16 protein-coding genes are annotated in these 15330 nt (G+C 72.4%); 5 read left to right on the plus strand and 11 right to left on the minus strand.

The window, feature by feature from the left end; genetic code table 11:
* Positions 1 to 11: 11 nt before the first annotated feature.
* Positions 12 to 512, plus strand: coding sequence for a hypothetical protein (locus PV343_RS18215; RefSeq protein ID WP_319147981.1), 501 nt, complete (start codon positions 12 to 14; stop codon positions 510 to 512).
* Between the two features lie 39 nt (positions 513 to 551).
* Here PV343_RS18215 and PV343_RS18220 read toward each other — a convergent pair whose 3' ends face one another.
* Positions 552 to 1241: a pentapeptide repeat-containing protein gene (locus PV343_RS18220; RefSeq protein WP_319147982.1), complete on the minus strand. Its 690-nt coding sequence runs from the start codon at positions 1239 to 1241 to the stop codon at positions 552 to 554.
* Positions 1242 to 1493: 252 nt separating this feature from the next.
* On the opposite strand from PV343_RS18220, the gene PV343_RS18225 reads away from it, so the two are divergent.
* On the plus strand, positions 1494 to 3008 hold the full coding sequence (locus PV343_RS18225; protein WP_319147983.1) for an MFS transporter: 1515 nt from the start codon (positions 1494 to 1496) through the stop codon (positions 3006 to 3008).
* Positions 3009 to 3087: 79 nt separating this feature from the next.
* On the opposite strand, the gene PV343_RS18230 is transcribed toward PV343_RS18225, so the two are convergent.
* Genes PV343_RS18230 through PV343_RS18240 form a run of 3 tightly spaced genes read right to left on the minus strand, consistent with a single transcriptional unit; the run spans position 3088 to position 5711 of the window.
* A complete protein-coding gene (locus PV343_RS18230; protein ID WP_319147984.1) occupies positions 3088 to 3570 on the minus strand; it encodes a GNAT family N-acetyltransferase in 483 nt (160 codons plus the stop codon).
* Positions 3571 to 3618: 48 nt separating this feature from the next.
* Positions 3619 to 5025, minus strand: coding sequence for an NAD(P)/FAD-dependent oxidoreductase (locus PV343_RS18235; protein ID WP_319147985.1), 1407 nt, complete (start codon positions 5023 to 5025; stop codon positions 3619 to 3621).
* On the minus strand, positions 5022 to 5711 hold the full coding sequence (locus tag PV343_RS18240; protein ID WP_387953036.1) for a rhomboid-like protein: 690 nt from the start codon (positions 5709 to 5711) through the stop codon (positions 5022 to 5024). Before PV343_RS18240 ends, PV343_RS18235 begins: the two co-directional genes overlap by 4 nt.
* A gap of 245 nt (positions 5712 to 5956) precedes the next feature.
* On the opposite strand from PV343_RS18240, the gene PV343_RS18245 reads away from it, so the two are divergent.
* Together PV343_RS18245 and PV343_RS18250 are read left to right on the plus strand one after the other, a co-directional pair.
* Complete coding sequence (locus PV343_RS18245) at positions 5957 to 7051, plus strand: nitrous oxide reductase family maturation protein NosD (protein WP_319147988.1); 1095 nt, start codon at positions 5957 to 5959, stop codon at positions 7049 to 7051.
* Between the two features lie 59 nt (positions 7052 to 7110).
* Positions 7111 to 8139 (plus strand): methyltransferase, encoded by a 1029-nt coding sequence (locus tag PV343_RS18250; RefSeq protein WP_319147989.1) that lies wholly within the window; start codon positions 7111 to 7113, stop codon positions 8137 to 8139.
* An 87-nt stretch (positions 8140 to 8226) separates the two neighbouring features.
* On the opposite strand, the gene PV343_RS18255 is transcribed toward PV343_RS18250, so the two are convergent.
* From PV343_RS18255 to PV343_RS18285, 7 genes are all read right to left on the minus strand, one after another.
* A complete protein-coding gene (locus PV343_RS18255; RefSeq protein ID WP_317444052.1) occupies positions 8227 to 8550 on the minus strand; it encodes a TcmI family type II polyketide cyclase in 324 nt (107 codons plus the stop codon).
* 22 nt (positions 8551 to 8572) lie between these two features.
* Positions 8573 to 9052 carry an SRPBCC family protein gene (locus tag PV343_RS18260; protein ID WP_319147990.1) on the minus strand — a complete coding sequence of 160 codons (480 nt, stop codon included), beginning with the start codon at positions 9050 to 9052 and terminating at the stop codon, positions 8573 to 8575.
* 1 nt (position 9053) lies between these two features.
* Complete coding sequence (locus tag PV343_RS18265) at positions 9054 to 9308, minus strand: acyl carrier protein (protein WP_020940809.1); 255 nt, start codon at positions 9306 to 9308, stop codon at positions 9054 to 9056.
* A 22-nt stretch (positions 9309 to 9330) separates the two neighbouring features.
* Complete coding sequence (locus tag PV343_RS18270; protein ID WP_319147991.1) at positions 9331 to 10575, minus strand: beta-ketoacyl synthase N-terminal-like domain-containing protein; 1245 nt, start codon at positions 10573 to 10575, stop codon at positions 9331 to 9333.
* Positions 10572 to 11840: a beta-ketoacyl-[acyl-carrier-protein] synthase family protein gene (locus PV343_RS18275; protein WP_319147992.1), complete on the minus strand. Its 1269-nt coding sequence runs from the start codon at positions 11838 to 11840 to the stop codon at positions 10572 to 10574. The genes PV343_RS18270 and PV343_RS18275 overlap by 4 nt, the downstream gene beginning before the upstream one ends.
* Entirely contained in the window at positions 11837 to 12283 is a 447-nt protein-coding gene (locus PV343_RS18280) for a cupin domain-containing protein (RefSeq protein ID WP_319148081.1), read from the minus strand. Before PV343_RS18280 ends, PV343_RS18275 begins: the two co-directional genes overlap by 4 nt.
* A gap of 86 nt (positions 12284 to 12369) precedes the next feature.
* Positions 12370 to 13452: a SchA/CurD-like domain-containing protein gene (locus tag PV343_RS18285; protein ID WP_319147993.1), complete on the minus strand. Its 1083-nt coding sequence runs from the start codon at positions 13450 to 13452 to the stop codon at positions 12370 to 12372.
* 202 nt (positions 13453 to 13654) lie between these two features.
* On the opposite strand from PV343_RS18285, the gene PV343_RS18290 reads away from it, so the two are divergent.
* A complete protein-coding gene (locus tag PV343_RS18290) occupies positions 13655 to 15322 on the plus strand; it encodes an FAD-dependent oxidoreductase (RefSeq protein WP_319147994.1) in 1668 nt (555 codons plus the stop codon).
* Positions 15323 to 15330: the final 8 nt, after the last annotated feature.

Consider the following 15330-nt stretch of genomic DNA (forward strand, 5'->3'; position numbering starts at 1 on the left):
CCATCTCTCCCGTGCTCGACATCGGCTACGCCCTCTCCAACCGCTTCCCGGACCCACCGCAGACCGACTACCGCCGCGCGGACGTCCACGCGCTGCGGCACGACCTGTTCTGCGGGGACGTCTACCTCGCGGACACCAAGGCGGACCGGGAACTGTCCACAGCCTGGGGATGGGTGCCGGTGCTGGACTTCGCGTGGGCGCTGTGCGACATCGCCGAGCGGCTGGACCGGGACCCGATGGGCTCCCGCGCCTCACGCCCGCAGCGGGCGGAGCTCGACTTCACCGAGTCCACCGACCGGATGCTCTTCGAGCGCCGCTTCGGCTGGGTGGACATCGAGGCCGACTGGATGCCGGCCGAGGAGGCCCCGCTCACCTTCTCCCACGCCGAACTCCGCCGTGAGGCACGGGACTTCCTCCACGACCTGATCGCCGACCTGGCCGATCTGCACGAGGACCTGGCGGAGAACCCGGCGATCTGGACCCTGCAGGCCCGCTTTCCCCGGGTCTCCTGACCCGGCCCTTTCTCCCCCTCACCGGCACGTCCCCCGTGCTCAGCCCTCCACGCGGATGCCCAGCTCCGCCGCCAGGACGGGGGCCAGGTCCAGCAGCTGCCCCGTGCTGATCACCGCCCCGGACAGCCGGTCCAGGCCGCGGGTGATCTCCAGCGGAGCGGCCCCGCGCAGGTCGACGTCCTTCAGCGTCGCGTTGCCGAAGTCGGCCTCCCTGAGCGCACAGTCCACGAACTCCACCCGCTCCAGCCGGGCGCCGGCGAAGTCGGGCTCCACCAGGACGCAGGAGTCGAAGACGACGTCCTTGAGCCGGGCCTCGCGCAGGTTGAGGAAGTCGATCTTGCCGCCCCGGACCACGACCCGCTCCATGACGGCTCCGTGCAGCTGGGTGCCGCCCAGGCGGGGGTCGCGCAGCTCGACGTCGCGCCAGGTGGACTCGGCCAGGTTCGTGCCGACCCCGCGCAGGCCGGTGAGGACCGAGTCCAGCACGCGGGCCCGGGGCAGCGCCGTTTCGTCCACCGCGCAGCCGGTGAGCGCGCAGTCCATGAAGCGGGCGCCCGCCCCGTCCTGCCCGGACAGGTCGGCCTCCCGGAACTCCAGCCCGTCGTAGTCACCGTCCGGCTCCAGCGCGCCGCCCGCCCAGGGCCCCAGCGGCGGCAGCCGCACCTCCGGCCGGCGCGCGCTCTTCGTCCCCGTCCTGCCCGGGCCCGTGCCCGTCGTTCTCCTCGCCATGGCCTCATGCTGCACCGCGGCACTGACAATCCGCCCGGCCCGCGGGGACGGGACGCGCCCCGGGCGGATGTCACATTCCCCCGGGCCCTCGTCGTCCAAGGGACAGCGCGGTCACCGCGGTGTCACTGATCACCGGGCGTCCCGCCCTCGACATCGAACACGCCTGAAGGTGGTGCTCCCGTCATGCACGACGAACGCCGCAACTCCGCACACGCGGATGCGATACGCCCCGATTCATGGTCTTCTGGCCAGATGAGTATCGGCCGAAAGGGTGAACCCGCGCCGACGGCGGCCAGGACCGTGGAAGCCGATCCCCATCGCTGGTGGGCGCTGGTCGTCATCGCCCTCGCGCAGCTGATGGTGGTCCTGGACGCGACGATCGTGAACATCGCGCTCCCCTCGGCGCAGCGCGCCCTGGACATGTCCGACGGCAACCGGCAGTGGGTCATCACCGCCTACACCCTCGCCTTCGGCGGGCTGCTGCTGCTCGGCGGCCGGATCGCCGACCTCGCCGGCCGCAAACGGACCTTCGTCGTCGGCCTGGTCGGCTTCGCGGCCGCCTCCGCGTTCGGCGGCGCGGCCACCAGTTCCGCCATGCTGTTCGGCGCCCGGGCCCTGCAGGGCGCCTTCGCGGCCGTCCTCGCGCCCTCCGCGCTGAGCCTGCTGACCACGACGTTCACCGACCTCCGCGAGCGAGGGAAGGCGTTCGGCATCTACGGCGCGCTGGCCGGCAGCGGCTCGGCGATCGGGTTCATCGTGGGCGGCCTGCTCACCGAGTACCTGAACTGGCGCTGGTGCCTGTACGTCAACGTGCCCATCGCCGTCGTCGCGGTGCTCGGCGCCCTCACCCTGCTCCACGACCGCCCCGGCCACCGCGACGTCCGCCTCGACGTGCCCGGCGCGGTGCTCGGCTGCGGCGGACTGGTCGCGGTCGTCTACGGCTTCAGCGAGGCCGAGCCCCGCGGCTGGACCGACCCGCTGGTCATCGCCCTGTTCGCGGTCGGTGTCGCGCTGCTCGTCGGCTTCGTGTGGTGGCAGAACCGCGCCCCGAGCCCGCTGCTGCCGCTGCACATCGTCCGCGACCGCAACCGCGCGGGCTGCTTCCTGACCATGATGCTCGCCGTGATCGGCATGTTCGGGCTGTTCCTGTTCATGACCTACTACCTGCAGGTCATCCTCGGGTACTCACCGGTGCGGGCGGGTCTGGCGTTCCTGCCGCTGACCGCCGCGATCATCATCGGCTCCACCCAGATATCGGCCCGGCTGCTGCACCGGGTGGCCCCGCGCGCGCTCATGGTGCCCGGCATGCTGCTGGCCGCGTCCGGGCTGTTGCTGCTGACCCGGATGACGGTCGATTCCTCCTACAGCGGCGAGATCCTGCCCGCCCTGCTGCTGATGGGCCTCGGCATGGGCCTGACCTTCATGCCGGTGTTCGCCACCGCCACCTCGGGCGTCGCCCCGCGCGACGCGGGGGTCACCTCGGCGACCGTCAACACCGCCCAGCAGGTGGGCGGCTCCATCGGCACGGCGCTGCTCAACACCATCGCCACCACCAGCAGCGCCGTCTACATCACCGCCCATCTGCACAGCCCGGCCGAGAAGGCCGCGGTGATCCCGGCCGGCGTGGTGCACGGCTACACGGTCGCCATCTGGTGGGCGGCGGGCGTGATGCTGCTGGCCGGCCTGGTGGCGGCCCTGATGGTCACCGCCAGGGCCCCCGGCCACGGCGCCCCCACCGAGACCCCGGTCGCGGAGCCGGTGGGCTGATCCCCCGCGCTCTCTTCGCGCTCTCCGTGCTCTCCCCGTGCTCTCCCCGCGGCTCCCTGTCCCGGCCGGCCGGGAGCCGTCAGCCGGCCGCGCGACCCAGCTCCGCCAGCGCGTCGTCCGTGAGGCGGTACACCGTCCACTCGTCCTGCGGGCGGGCGCCGAGGGCCTCGTAGAAGCCGATCGCGGGGCGGTTCCAGTTCAGGACCGACCACTCCAGGCGCTCGTAGCCGCGGCTCACGCAGATGCGGGCCAGTTCGGTCAGCAGGGCCCGGCCGTGGCCGCCGCCGCGCGCGACGGGGCGGACGTACAGGTCCTCCAGGTAGATGCCGTGCACCCCGCGCCAGGTGGAGAAGTTCAGGAACCACAGCGCGAAGCCGACGGGCTCGCCGGTGGTCCCGTCCTCGGCGATGTGCGCGAACGCCGCCGGCCGCTCGCCGAACAGCGCCTCGCGAAGCTGCTCCTCGCTCGCCCGTGCCTCCTGCGGCGCCTTCTCGTACTCGGCCAGCTCGCGGATCAGGGCATGGATGACGGGGACGTCGGCAGGGGTCGCGGAGCGAATCATGAGGGGAGGGTAACCAGCGGCCGCCCTCCCCCCGTCACCCGGTGGGCGTCAGTGCCGGCCCGCCACCCGGTCCGCGGCCCGGGCCAGCCGCGAGGACCGCGCGCTCGGGTGGAGCAGTTCGCGCCGGTCGGCGGCGCGGTAGGTGGCGTACATGCCCTGGACGCCCAGCCAGCGCAGCGGTTCCGGCTCCCACCGGCGGACCTTGTGGTTCACCCAGGGCAGGTCCGTCAGCTCGGTGCGGCCGCCCTGGCCCGAGTCCCGCTGGACGAGGTCGCGCAGGGTGCGGGCGGCCAGGTTGGTGGTGGCGACGCCGGAACCGACGTATCCGCCCGCCCAGCCGAGCCCGGTGGTCCGGTCGAGGGTGACGGTGGCGCACCAGTCGCGCGGGACGCCCAGGACGCCGGACCAGGCGTGCGCCACGCGCACGCCGGCGAGGGCGGGGAAGAAGCGGGTGAGGATCTCCCGCAGGGCCTCGACGGTCTCCGGCTGGGTCCGCCCGTCGTTGTCGGTGCGCGAGCCGAAGCGGTACGGCACCCCGCGTCCGCCCAGCGCGATCCGCCCGTCGGCGGTGCGCTGCGCGTACATGTAGGCGTGCGCCATGTCGCCGAGCGTCTCCCGGCCGTCCCAGCCGACGGCCGCCCACTGCTCCTCGGTGAGCGGTTCGGTGGCGATCATCGAGGAGTTCATCGGCAGCCAGGTGCGCCGCTGGCCCTTGAGGGAGGCGGTGAAGCCCTCCGTGCAGCGCAGGACGTAGGGGGCGCGGACGGTGCCGTAGGGGGTCACGGCGTGCCGGGGACGGATCTCGGTGACCGGCGTCCACTCGTGGACGGTCACACCGAGCGCCTCGACGGCCGCCGCGAGGCCCTTGACCAGCTTCACCGGGTGCAGCCGGGCGCCGTGCGGGGTCCAGGCGGAGCCCACCGCGCCGGCCACCCTGATCCGCTCGGCGGTCTCCCGGGCGCCGTACAGCTCGCGGTCCTTCTCGCCGTAGGACAGCTCGTGCTCGTGGAACGCCTTCAGCCGGGCCAGCTGGGCGGGGGTGGTGGCCACCTCCAGGACCCCGCCGCGGTGCACGTCGGCGTCGATGCCCTCCGCCTCCGCGACGGCGACCACCTCGGCGACGGTGTCGTTCATCGCCTTCTGCAGGCGCACGGCGGCCTCGTGCCCGTGCAGCTTCGCGTACCGGTCGCGGCCCGCGACGCCGTTGTACAGCCAGCCGCCGTTGCGGCCGGAGGCGCCGTAGCCGCAGAACTTCTGCTCCAGGACGGTGATCCGCAGGAAGGGCGCGGCCTTCTTCAGGTAGTACGCGGTCCACAGTCCCGTGTAGCCGCCGCCGACGATGACGACGTCCGCGGACGCGTCCCCGGCCAGCGGCTCCCGCACCGCCGGGAGACCGTCGTCCGCGTACCAGAAGGAGATGCCGCCGTTGACGACACTGCTTGCCGAGCTGTTCATGCGCGGACGCTAACCCACAGAGCGGTCAGTGTCTCCTTCGGATTCCATGCTTTTCCGCGGCCTCTGGCCAGCGGACAGCAGCCCAGTCCGATGAGAACGGCCAGGAAGTGGCCGAAGTCGGTGAAGGTGCGGCCGGTGACGAGCGGAACCGTGTAGACCGCGAGCAGCACCGCCAGGTACCCGTACCGCCAGGGCGCCGTGATGTGGTACGTGAGCACCGCCACGACGCCGGCCAGCGCGTAACTGACGCCGATGTCGAGGGTGTTGACGGCCGAGTGCGGGGCGATTCCGTCGTGGACGGCCTTCAGCAGGGCCAGTTCGCTGATCAGCGTGGCGAGCACGTGCGCGGCCACGCACACCGCGAGCCAGCGCAGGGTGCCGAGCCAGCGTTCGGCCGGGGCGTGGAAGACGGTGTACAGCACCGCGTACGGCAGCCAGCGTCCGCCGTCGATCCACATCGCGCTGGTGATCAGCACCCGGAGCGGGTTCTGCGACAGCTCGTGGATGTTGGTGGAGCGCTGCCGCAGGAAGTCCTGCTCGAAGTCGGGCGACATGTGGTGCAGGGCGACGGTGGTGAAGAACAGGATCAGCAGCCAGATGTACGTCCCCGGGGCGCTGCGGATCCAGGCCGCGACCGCCCGGAGCCCACGACGCACGCGCCTGTCCCGGTTCACACCCGCCAGTATGGTCGGCGGTCGGCCGCCCGCGCACGGCGGCCGACCGGGCGCGGGGCCCGCCCGTCCGGTGCCCCGCCGGCCCCGGCCGGGCTGCGCCGTCCGGGGGACATCGGCCGGGCGGCGACGGACCGGCCGCCCCGGGCGGCGGCGCGGACGGGACCGGCCTGCGGCTCACGGGCGCCCCGCGGCGGCTGACACGCCACCGATCGGCCTATCCGGCAATGAGGGGATTATTCAGTCATACCGTACGCGATATGAAGAGATGTCACCTCGTATATCTCGCCTGCACCGCCGCCCTCGTCGGCGCCGGAGTGGGCGCCGCTCCCGCCTCGTCCGCCCACCGGACGCTGGTCGTCCACCCGGGCCAGTCGATCCAGAAGGCGGTGGACGCCGCACGGGCCGGGGACACCGTGCTCGTGCTCGCCGGCACGTACCACGAGAGCGTCAAGATCGGCACTCCCGGGCTGACGCTGCGCGGCGTGGGTCCCCGGACGGTGATCAAGCCCGTCGGCACCAAGCCCGCGCCCAAGCCCTCCACGTCGGCCGCCAAGGCCGCCGAGAGCTGCTCGGAGGGCGGCAACGGCATCTGTGTGGTGGGCACCAAGACCAAGGACGTCGCGGGCGTCACCGTCTCCGACCTGACCGTGACCGGCTTCAGCCGGACCGGTGTGTTCGGCATGGCGACGGACGGCATGACCGTCCGCAGGGTGTACGCCTACAAGAACGGCGTGTGGGGCATCGCCCAGGAGCGTTCCGTGCGCGGCCTCTTCAGGAGCAACTACGCGCGGGACAACGGCGACGCGGGCCTGTTCCTCGCCAACACCATCAAGGAGGAGGCGGGCGCCTACGACGCCGCGGGCACGCGGGTGGAGCACAACCGCCTGGAGGGCAACCGGATCGGCGTGACCGTCCGCCGGCTGCGCAACGTCTCCGTCGCGGAGAACTACGTCACCGGCAACTGCGCCGGGGTGTTCCTCGTCGGCGACGAGAACAAGCCGAAGGCCGGTCACGTGGACGTGGTCGCCAACCGGGTCGAGCGGAACAACAAGTCCTGCCCCAAGACCGAGCGGCTGCCCGCGCTCCAGGGCTCCGGCATCGTCCTGACCGGCACCGAGAGCAACCGCGTGGCCGGCAACCTGGTCACCGGCCACGCGGGCAAGTCCCCGCTGTCCGGCGGGATCGTGCTGTTCAAGAGCTTCGTCGGGGTGACCAGCGACAAGAACGTCGTCGAGGCGAACCGGCTGGACGGCAACTCCCCGGCCGACCTCGTGAACACGGAGACCAAGGGCAAGGGCAACACCTTCCGGAGCAACGCCTGCCGGGTCTCGCGGCCCGCGGGTCTGTGCTGACCGCCCGACCCCTGCCCCTGCTGGACCGATGAAGGCCGAAGAAAGAGAGAGGGCGGCAGATGACGTCCGCTGAAACAGCCCCACCGCCTCCCATGCGCCTGCGCGAACTCGTGTTCGGCGCGGCCGTCTCCGCCGCCGTCCGCGCGGCCGCACGGCTGGGCGTCGCCGACGCCCTCGACGACAGCCCGATGGCCGTGGAGGACCTCGCGGCCGCGGTGAAGACCGAGCCGAAGCCGCTGCGCCGGCTGCTGCGGGCCCTGTCCTGCCACGGCGTCTTCGCCGAGGGCCCCGACGGCACGTTCGCGCACACCGACATGTCCCGGCAGCTGCGCGAGGACGCCCCCGACAGCCTGCGCGCCATCGCCCTGTGGTGCACCGAACCGTGGACCTGGGACGCCTGGCCCCGCCTCGACGAGGCCGTGCGCACCGGCAAGAACGTCGTGGAGGACCTCTACGGCAAGGAGTTCTTCACCTACCTCAACGAGGACGCCCCGGAGTCCGCGGACGTCTTCAACCGCGCGATGACCCGCTCCAGCGAGCAGTCGGCGCGGGAGGTGGCGGCGCTGCTCGACCTGTCCGGCGCCAAGTCGGTCGCCGACATCGGCGGCGGCCAGGGCCACGTGGTGGCCTGCCTGCTCGACAAGTACCCGCACATGCAGGGCACCCTGCTCGACCTGCCCCGGGTGGTCGGGAACGCCCTGCCGCGGCTGCGCGAGGGCGGCGACCTCGCCGACCGCGCGCGGATCGTGCCGGGCGACGTGCGGGAGGCGATCCCGGTCGAGGCCGACGTCTACGTCATCAAGAACATCCTGGAGTGGGACGACGAGAGCACGGCCCGCACGCTGCGCAACGTCGTCGAGGCGGGCGGCCCGGGCACCCGGGTGATCGTCATCGAGAACCTGGTGGACGACACCCCCTCGATGCGCTTCAGCACCGCCATGGACCTGCTGCTGCTGCTCAACGTCGGCGGGGCCAAGCACACCACCGACTCCATGGTGAGCAGGCTGGGCGCGGCCGGCCTGCTGATCGACGAGGTCCGGCCGGTCAATCCGTACCTGCACGCGTTCGAGTGCCACGTGCCCGGGTGACGCCCACCCGCGCACAGGCCACCGGCCGCCGGGCCCGCGACGCTGCGGGCCCGGCGGCCGGTGGCCGTCCGGAAGTCGCCGTACGGCTCAGTCGCGCTCCCAGACGTAGAAACGCTGTGCCATCGCGTCTTTCGGGGACCGCCAGGTCTCCGGGTCGTACGCGCTGACGTACGCCGTCAGGCGCTCGCTGACGTCCCGGAACTGGGGGTGCTCCGTCACCTTGGCGATGGCCGGTCCCGGCTCGCGCTCGGACTCGATGAGATGCATGTACACATCGCCGAACTGGAAGAGGCTGCGCCGCACGACACCCACGAGGTGGGGCAGCTCCCCGCGGTCGGACTCCGCGAACACCTTGGCGATGTCCGGGGCGGAGCCCGGGGCCATCCGGGCGACGATCAGGGCCTGGTGCATGGGTCTTTCTCCTCGGTCCGGTTCAGTCGGCCAGGGCCGGGGCGGCCCGGTGTCCGGCGGCGGCCTTCTCGACCTTGTCCCGGATGAGGGCCATCTGGACCTTGGAGTTCCGGTTGATGTTGTCGGTCATCCAGTCGTCGTCGACCGGGGCGTCCGGCTTCATCGCGAAGTCCTGCGTCCAGACCATGCGGGTACCGGCCGGGACCTCCTCGTACTGCCACAGGATGTCCATGTGGGCGAACGGTCCGGTCTCCACGCGGCGGGCGCGGACGGTGAGCGAGCCGCGGTCGGGCTCGCGCTCGGAGACCCAGCTCCAGACGGTGCCGTTCTCGTCCGGGTGCATGGTCAGCCGGAACGTCGTCTTCTTCCCCTCCTGGGAGAGGATCTCGACGGAGGCGTACTCGCTGAACAGCTGCGGCCACCTCTCCAGGTCGTTGGTCATGTCCCAGACCAGGTCCAGCGGAGCGGCGATCGTGATCTCGTTCTGGGTGTGTCCTGCCATGTCAGGCTCCTGCCATCAGGGTGCTGTTGACGAGGTTGAGGAACTGCTGGGGCGTCTTGCAGCGCTCCGCGTCGACCGGCATCGGGGTGCCGTGCGAGTTCTCCAGCTCGCCGACGATGCCGAGCAGGCCCAGCGAGTCGACGCCGAGGACGTCGAAGCCGGTGTCCGGCCTCTCCTGGAGCTGCTGCGGGCTGACGGTTACCCCGGCGGCCTTCTTCATCAGCGCGGCGAGTTCTTCCACCGTGATCTGGGACATGCGCTTTCCTCCTTTGCTGTGCTCACTGCGTGGCGCCGTGCCGCAGCACGAGCGCCGAGTTCGACCCCATGAGTCCGCGGCTGAGCACCAGCGCCGTCCGCACTTCGGCGACGCGGGCGCGGCCGGTGACGAGGTCGAGGTCGTGGCAGACGTCGACGACGTTCGGCGTCGGCGGGATCACCCCGTGTTCCATCGCGAGCACGGCCGCCGCGGTGTCCAGCACCGGCGCCGCGCAGTAGCCCCGGCCGATGCCGGCCTTGGGCGCCGTGACCGGCACCCGGGCGCCGTGCGCGCCGAGGGCGTCGGCCAGGGCGAGTGCCTCGGCCCGGTCCGCCTCCGGCACCCCGAGGGCGTCGGCGAAGACCACGTCGATCTCCTCGGGGGCGCAGCCGGCCTCGTCCAGGGCCTGCCGCACGGCCTGGGCCAGGCCGTCCCGGGACTCCGCCCAGCGGGAGGCGCCGGTGAAGGTCGCCGCGTGTCCCGCGACGAAGGCCCGGACCGGCACTCCGCGTTCGCGGGCGGACCGCTCCGCCTCCACCACGAGCATGGCGCCGCCCTCGCTCGGCACGAACCCGCAGGCGGTGTCCGTGAACGGGCGGTAGGCGCGGGACGGGTCGGTCTCGCGGCTCAGCTCCTCGTAACCGAGCTGGCAGACCACCGAGTACGGCGCCAGCGGCGCCTCGGTGGAGCCGGCCACGATCACGTCGGTGCCGCGTCGCACCGCACGGGCGGCGTGCGCGAGGGCGTCCAGGCCGCCGGCCTCGTCGGAGGCGACGACCGAGCAGGGGCCCTTGAACTTGCGGCGGATGGAGATCTGTCCGGTGCTCGCGGCGTAGAACCAGGCGATGGACTGGTAGGGGCCGACGAAGCGGCTGCCCTTGCCCCACAGCTGCTGCAGCTCGCGCTGGCCGAACGCGCCGCCGCCGGAGCCCGCGGCGGTGACCACCCCGACGGAGTACGGCTCCGCCGAGGTCTCGGCCTGCCCGAGCCGGGCGTCGTCCAGCGCGAAGTCGGCCGCGGCCATCGCGAAGTGCGTGAACCGGTCGGTCTGGACGAGGAAGCGCTCCTCGATCGTCATGGCCGGATCGAAGTCGCGGACCTCGCCGGCCACCTTCAGCGGAAGGTGCTCGCAGCCCTCGCGGGTGACCCGGTCGAGGACGCTGAGACCTTCCTGGGTGGCCTTCCAGAAGGTGTCGGTGCTGGTGCCGTTGGGCGCGACGACCCCGATGCCGGTGACGGCCGCGCGCCGGTCGTGCGGTTCGCTCATCGTGTCCTCTCCCTCGTCCGGGTCAGGACCACCGCGGACTGGAAGCCGCCGAACCCGCTGCCCACGGACAGGACGCTGTTCAGCTTCCGTTCGCGGGCGACACGCGGGACGTAGTCCAGGTCGCACTCGGGGTCGGGGGTCTCGTAGTTCGCGGTCGGCGGTACGACCTGCTTGGCGAGGGCCAGCACACAGGCGACCACTTCGATCGCCCCGATCGCCCCGAGGGAGTGCCCCACCATCGACTTGATGGAGCTCATGGGGGTGCCGTAGGCGTGGTCGCCGAGCGCCCGCTTCACGGCCGCCGTCTCGTGGCGGTCGTTCTGCCGGGTGCCGGAGCCGTGCGCGTTGACGTAGTCGATGGCCGTCGGGTCGATCCGGGCGTGGTCCAGTGCCAGGTCGATCGCCCGGGCCATCTCCAGGCCCTCGCTGGTCAGGCCGGTCATGTGGTAGGCGTTGCCGAAGGTGGCGTAGCCGCCCAGTTCGCAGTACACGTGCGCGCCGCGGGCCCGCGCGTGTTCCAGTTCCTCCAGGACGAGCACCGCGCCGCCCTCGCCCATGACGAAGCCGTCACGGTTGTTGTCGAAGGGCCGGGAGGCGTGTGCGGGGTCGTCGTTGTTCGGGGAGGTGGCCTTGATCGCGTCGAAGCAGGCCATGGTGATCGGGGAGATCGGCGAGTCGGAGGCCCCGGCTATGCAGATGTCGGCCCGGCCCTCCTCGACCGTGTGGAAGGCGTACCCGACCGCGTCGAGGCCCGAGGTGCAGCCCGTGGAGACGGTCTGCACCGGACCCTGCGCGCCGAAACGTTCCGCCACGGCGGAGGCGACCGTGCTCGGCGAGAACGCCCGGTGCAGGTGCGCCTCCGCCTCCCGGTGATCGACGTCCCAGCGCTGCCCGCCCTGGCTGACCAGGACGTAGTCGTGCTCCAGCCGGGTCGTGCCGCCGACCGCCGTGCCCAGCGAGACGGCTATCCGCCAGGGGTCCTCCGCGGCGAGGTCGAGCCCGGAGTCCCGGACCGCCTCGTCCCCGGCGACCAGGGCGAACTGGATGTACCGGTCCGCCCGCGCGACCTGCTCCGCGTCCAGGCCGTGCGCCGCCGGATCGAAGTCGCACTCGGCGGCTATCCGCGACCTGAGGCCCGTGGGATCGAAGAAGGTGATGCCCCGCGTCGCGGTCCGGCCGTCGGCTAGCAGATCCCAGAATGCCGGTACGCCGATGCCGCCCGGAGCAACGATGCCTATGCCAGTGACCGCCACGCGCCGGGTCATGACCGAACCCGGCCCTGGCCGGCCGCGTGGGCGGAACCCGCCTCGGCGTGCTCGGTCATCACCGCGGCCGCGCCGATGACCTCCGTCTCCTCCGTGTCGACGTGACCCAGCTGCGGCCGCGGGGCCAGCGGACCGAGGTGGAAGACGATCCGCGCCTCGGCCGTGCCGACGTTGCGGAACCGGTGCCGCATGTGGGCGGGGATCATCAGGCCCTGCTCGGGCCGCAGCGCGTGCGGCTCACCGTCCAGGTCCACCTCCAGCTCCCCGCAGACGACGTAGACGAACTCCTCGGAGTACGGGTGGTAGTGCTCACCGATGCGGTCACCGGGCTGCACGATGGCCACGCCCATGAAGCCGCTGGTGGAGCCGACCGTGGCCGGGGTGAGCATGGCGCGCAGGTCGCCGCCTCGGCGGACGTTGGGCTCGACCTCGCTGAGGTCCACGATCTTGGGACGGGGTTTGATGGACAACGTTTCCTCCGTTTGTCTGCTGCGTCGCCGCTCGGCGCTGTCGGGGCCGGGCGGCCGGGTCAGGCGTCCGGCGACCGGCGGTCGGTGATCAGGTCCATGGGGGTGGCCTCGGCCTCCAGCAGCTCGCGCACCTCGGCGGCCAGCCGGGCGTCGGCCGGCAGCGCCTCCGCGTGCCGCTCGTCGCGCACGTCCACCAGCCGGACCACGACGTCGTCACGCTGGAAGACCGTGCTGCGCAGCAGCGGGCTCGCCGGGTCCTCGGCGGCCGCCGAGTCGGCCTTCGCCAGCAGCTCGGCCAGCCGCATGCCGCGGCCCGGCCGCGCCGGGTAGCACAGGGCCTGCCGGAAACCCTCCGGCAGGCCTTCCGCGCTCACGTGGTGCACGGCCGGCAGCGCCGCCCGGGTGAAGAAGATCCGGGCCGACTCCTGGTCGTCGAGGTCCCGGTCCTGCTCCAGATACGGGTTGATCGCCTCCTCCACGGCCCGCACCTCGGGCTGCCGGGCCACGTGCCTGAGCGCCGCGAGCAGGTCGCCGCGCACCTCGATGGCCCGCACCACGCGGTTGCCGTGCATGAACAGCGAGGTCCGGCACAGCCGCGTCGTCGCGTCCACCTGCGCCTTCGGCGAGGCGTAGTCGGAGAGGATCTTCGCGACCTTCTCCTCGGTGCCCGGCTTGACCGTGAAGGTGAGGGCGTGCCGGATCACGCCGTCGCCGATGCGCGGATGCGCCTGCAGCCGGCGCTCGCCCGGCCGGTCCTGGTCCGCGGCACCGCCGGTCTCCCGCACCACGTGGAACCGCAGCGAACGGGTGTCCCGGACGCAGCTGTGCAGCGGCTCCACCATCTGCACGTGCTCCTCGCTGTTCACCCAGGTGAGGAACGGCGGCGCACTCTCCCACTCGCTCGTGATGAGCCATTGGGAGGGATTCTCGATCGACTGGCAGAGTTGGTCGCTGACATGGCCGGGCACGGACGCAACCTGGTTGCAGAGCTGCTCGTACGCCTCGAGGAACTGCTGCTGCGCGCCGTCGTAGACGTCGACCAGGAGGACGACCCGGAGCCGGGAGCCGTCGAACACGGACTGGGAGACACGCTTCGACACCTCGCGTGCCGTTTCTGAAAGACGTTCAGACGTCGTGGTCATCCTGCACACATCTCCTTCGCGGGGGGCAGAGCCGTCACCGGGCGCACAGGACGCGACGGCGGCGTTCCTTGATCCTGTGCCGGTCCCCACAAGCCCGCGACTCGTATGAACCACGTGGGTGATTGGGCACGCGAAGCCATCGCCACCGGGCAAGAGAACTCACAGGCGCCCCACACGCTCATCCCTGCCTCTGGAGGCTTCGATGCATCAAAAAGCCGACCACCGCGTCCCCGTCCTCATCGTGGGCGGCTCTCTGGTGGGCCTGTCCATGTCCGTGTTCCTGGGCCGACTCGGTGTCCGGCACATGCTCGTCGAACGGCACTCCGGGACCTCGATCCACCCACGCGGACGCGGCAACAACGTGCGGACGATGGAGCTGTTCCGGGTGGCCGGCGTCGAGCCGGACATCAAGGCGGCGGCATCGCTCCTGGCCGAGAACCACGGCATCCTGCAGACCCCGACCCTCGTCGGCGACGCGGGCGAATGGCTGTTCAAGCACATCGACCCGGGCGGCGGGCTCGCCCGGTTCAGCCCCACCGCCTGGTGCCTGTGCAGCCAGAACGACCTCGAACCCGTCCTGCTGGACAACGCCCGCGAGCTCGGCGGCGAACTGCGCTACTCCCACCAGATGGAGTCCTTCGAACAGGACGCCGACGGAGTCACGGCGGTGATCCGCGACCGCGCCACCGACCGGTGCCACACCGTCCGGGCGGACTACCTCGTCGCCGCCGACGGCCCGCGCAGCCCGGTCCGGGGCGCCCTCGGCATCGGCCAGAGCGGCCCCGGCGACCTGTTCGCCAACGTCAGCGTCACCTTCCGCTCCGCCGCCCTGGCGGACGTCGTCGGCGACCGGCGCTTCATCTGCTGCTACCTCACCCATCCGGACGCCGACGGCGCGCTGCTGCCCGTCGACAACAAGGAGCGCTGGGTCTTCCACGCCCCCTGGCACCCCGAGCGCGGCGAGTCCCTCGACGCGTTCACCGAGGAACGGCTGCGGGACCACATCCGCCGGGCCGTGGGCGTGCCCGACCTGGACGTCGAAATCACCGGGAAGGCTTCCTGGCGGGCCGCCGAACGGGTCGCCGACCGCTACGCCGACGGCAGGGTCTTCCTCGCCGGCGACTCCGCCCACGAGATGTCCCCCACCGGCGCCTTCGGCTCCAACACGGGCATCCAGGACGCCCACAACCTCGCGTGGAAGCTGGCCGCCGTCCTCGACGGCTGGGCGGAACCCGGTCTCCTCGCGTCCTACGACACCGAACGCCGCCCGGTCGCCCTCGCCACCAGCGCCCGCGCCTCCGCCCGGTCCGTGGAGCACAGCCACCCCGGCTTCGCCCCGGCCCCCGGCGTCGGCGGCGGCAAGCGCGGCGGCATCCTCAACGTCGTCCTCGGCTACCACTACCCGCACGGCGCCGTCGTCGGCACCGACGAGGACCAGCCGGTGGTCCCCGACGGGCTGTCCCTGAACGGGCGCCCCGGCACCCGGGCCCCGCACCTGTGGCTGCGCCGCGCCGGGGCCCGCCTGTCCACGCTCGACCTGTACGAGCGCTCGCTGGTGCTGCTCACGGACGCCCCGGACGACGCCGGCTGGTACGAGGCGGCCCGCCGGGTCGCCTCCCTGGACGGCGTACGCCTGGACGCCTACCGCATCGGCCCGGGCGCCGACGCGGACCTCACCTACGACACCGGCGCTCCCGGCGCGGCGGACGCCCCGGACTGGGCCGAGGCCCACGGCACCACGGCCGACGGCGCGGTCCTGGTCCGCCCGGACGGCTTCGTGGCCTGGCGCGCGACGGGCGCCGTCCCGGACCCGGAGGGCACCCTGCGCGAGGTGCTGCGCACCCTGCTCCGGCCGGCCCGGCAGCCCTGACCCGGGCA

It is taken from the genome of Streptomyces sp. WI03-4A (genome assembly GCF_033792105.1).
Classification (GTDB): Bacteria; Actinomycetota; Actinomycetes; order Streptomycetales; family Streptomycetaceae; genus Streptomyces; species Streptomyces collinus_A.

Excerpts from the sequence above, each read along its gene's own strand:
- PV343_RS18220 (WP_319147982.1), bottom strand. The coding sequence starts at position 1,241 with ATGGCGAGGAGAACGACGGGCACGGGCCCGGGCAGGACGGGGACGAAG.
- PV343_RS18225 (WP_319147983.1), top strand. The coding sequence starts at position 1,494 with ATGAGTATCGGCCGAAAGGGTGAACCCGCGCCGACGGCGGCCAGGACC.
- PV343_RS18230 (WP_319147984.1), bottom strand. The coding sequence starts at position 3,570 with ATGATTCGCTCCGCGACCCCTGCCGACGTCCCCGTCATCCATGCCCTG.
- PV343_RS18235 (WP_319147985.1), bottom strand. The coding sequence starts at position 5,025 with ATGAACAGCTCGGCAAGCAGTGTCGTCAACGGCGGCATCTCCTTCTGG.
- PV343_RS18245 (WP_319147988.1), top strand. The coding sequence starts at position 5,957 with ATGAAGAGATGTCACCTCGTATATCTCGCCTGCACCGCCGCCCTCGTC.
- PV343_RS18250 (WP_319147989.1), top strand. The coding sequence starts at position 7,111 with ATGACGTCCGCTGAAACAGCCCCACCGCCTCCCATGCGCCTGCGCGAA.
- PV343_RS18255 (WP_317444052.1), bottom strand. The coding sequence starts at position 8,550 with ATGCACCAGGCCCTGATCGTCGCCCGGATGGCCCCGGGCTCCGCCCCG.
- PV343_RS18260 (WP_319147990.1), bottom strand. The coding sequence starts at position 9,052 with ATGGCAGGACACACCCAGAACGAGATCACGATCGCCGCTCCGCTGGAC.
- PV343_RS18265 (WP_020940809.1), bottom strand. The coding sequence starts at position 9,308 with ATGTCCCAGATCACGGTGGAAGAACTCGCCGCGCTGATGAAGAAGGCC.
- PV343_RS18270 (WP_319147991.1), bottom strand. The coding sequence starts at position 10,575 with ATGAGCGAACCGCACGACCGGCGCGCGGCCGTCACCGGCATCGGGGTC.
- PV343_RS18275 (WP_319147992.1), bottom strand. The coding sequence starts at position 11,840 with ATGACCCGGCGCGTGGCGGTCACTGGCATAGGCATCGTTGCTCCGGGC.
- PV343_RS18285 (WP_319147993.1), bottom strand. The coding sequence starts at position 13,452 with ATGACCACGACGTCTGAACGTCTTTCAGAAACGGCACGCGAGGTGTCG.
- PV343_RS18290 (WP_319147994.1), top strand. The coding sequence starts at position 13,655 with ATGCATCAAAAAGCCGACCACCGCGTCCCCGTCCTCATCGTGGGCGGC.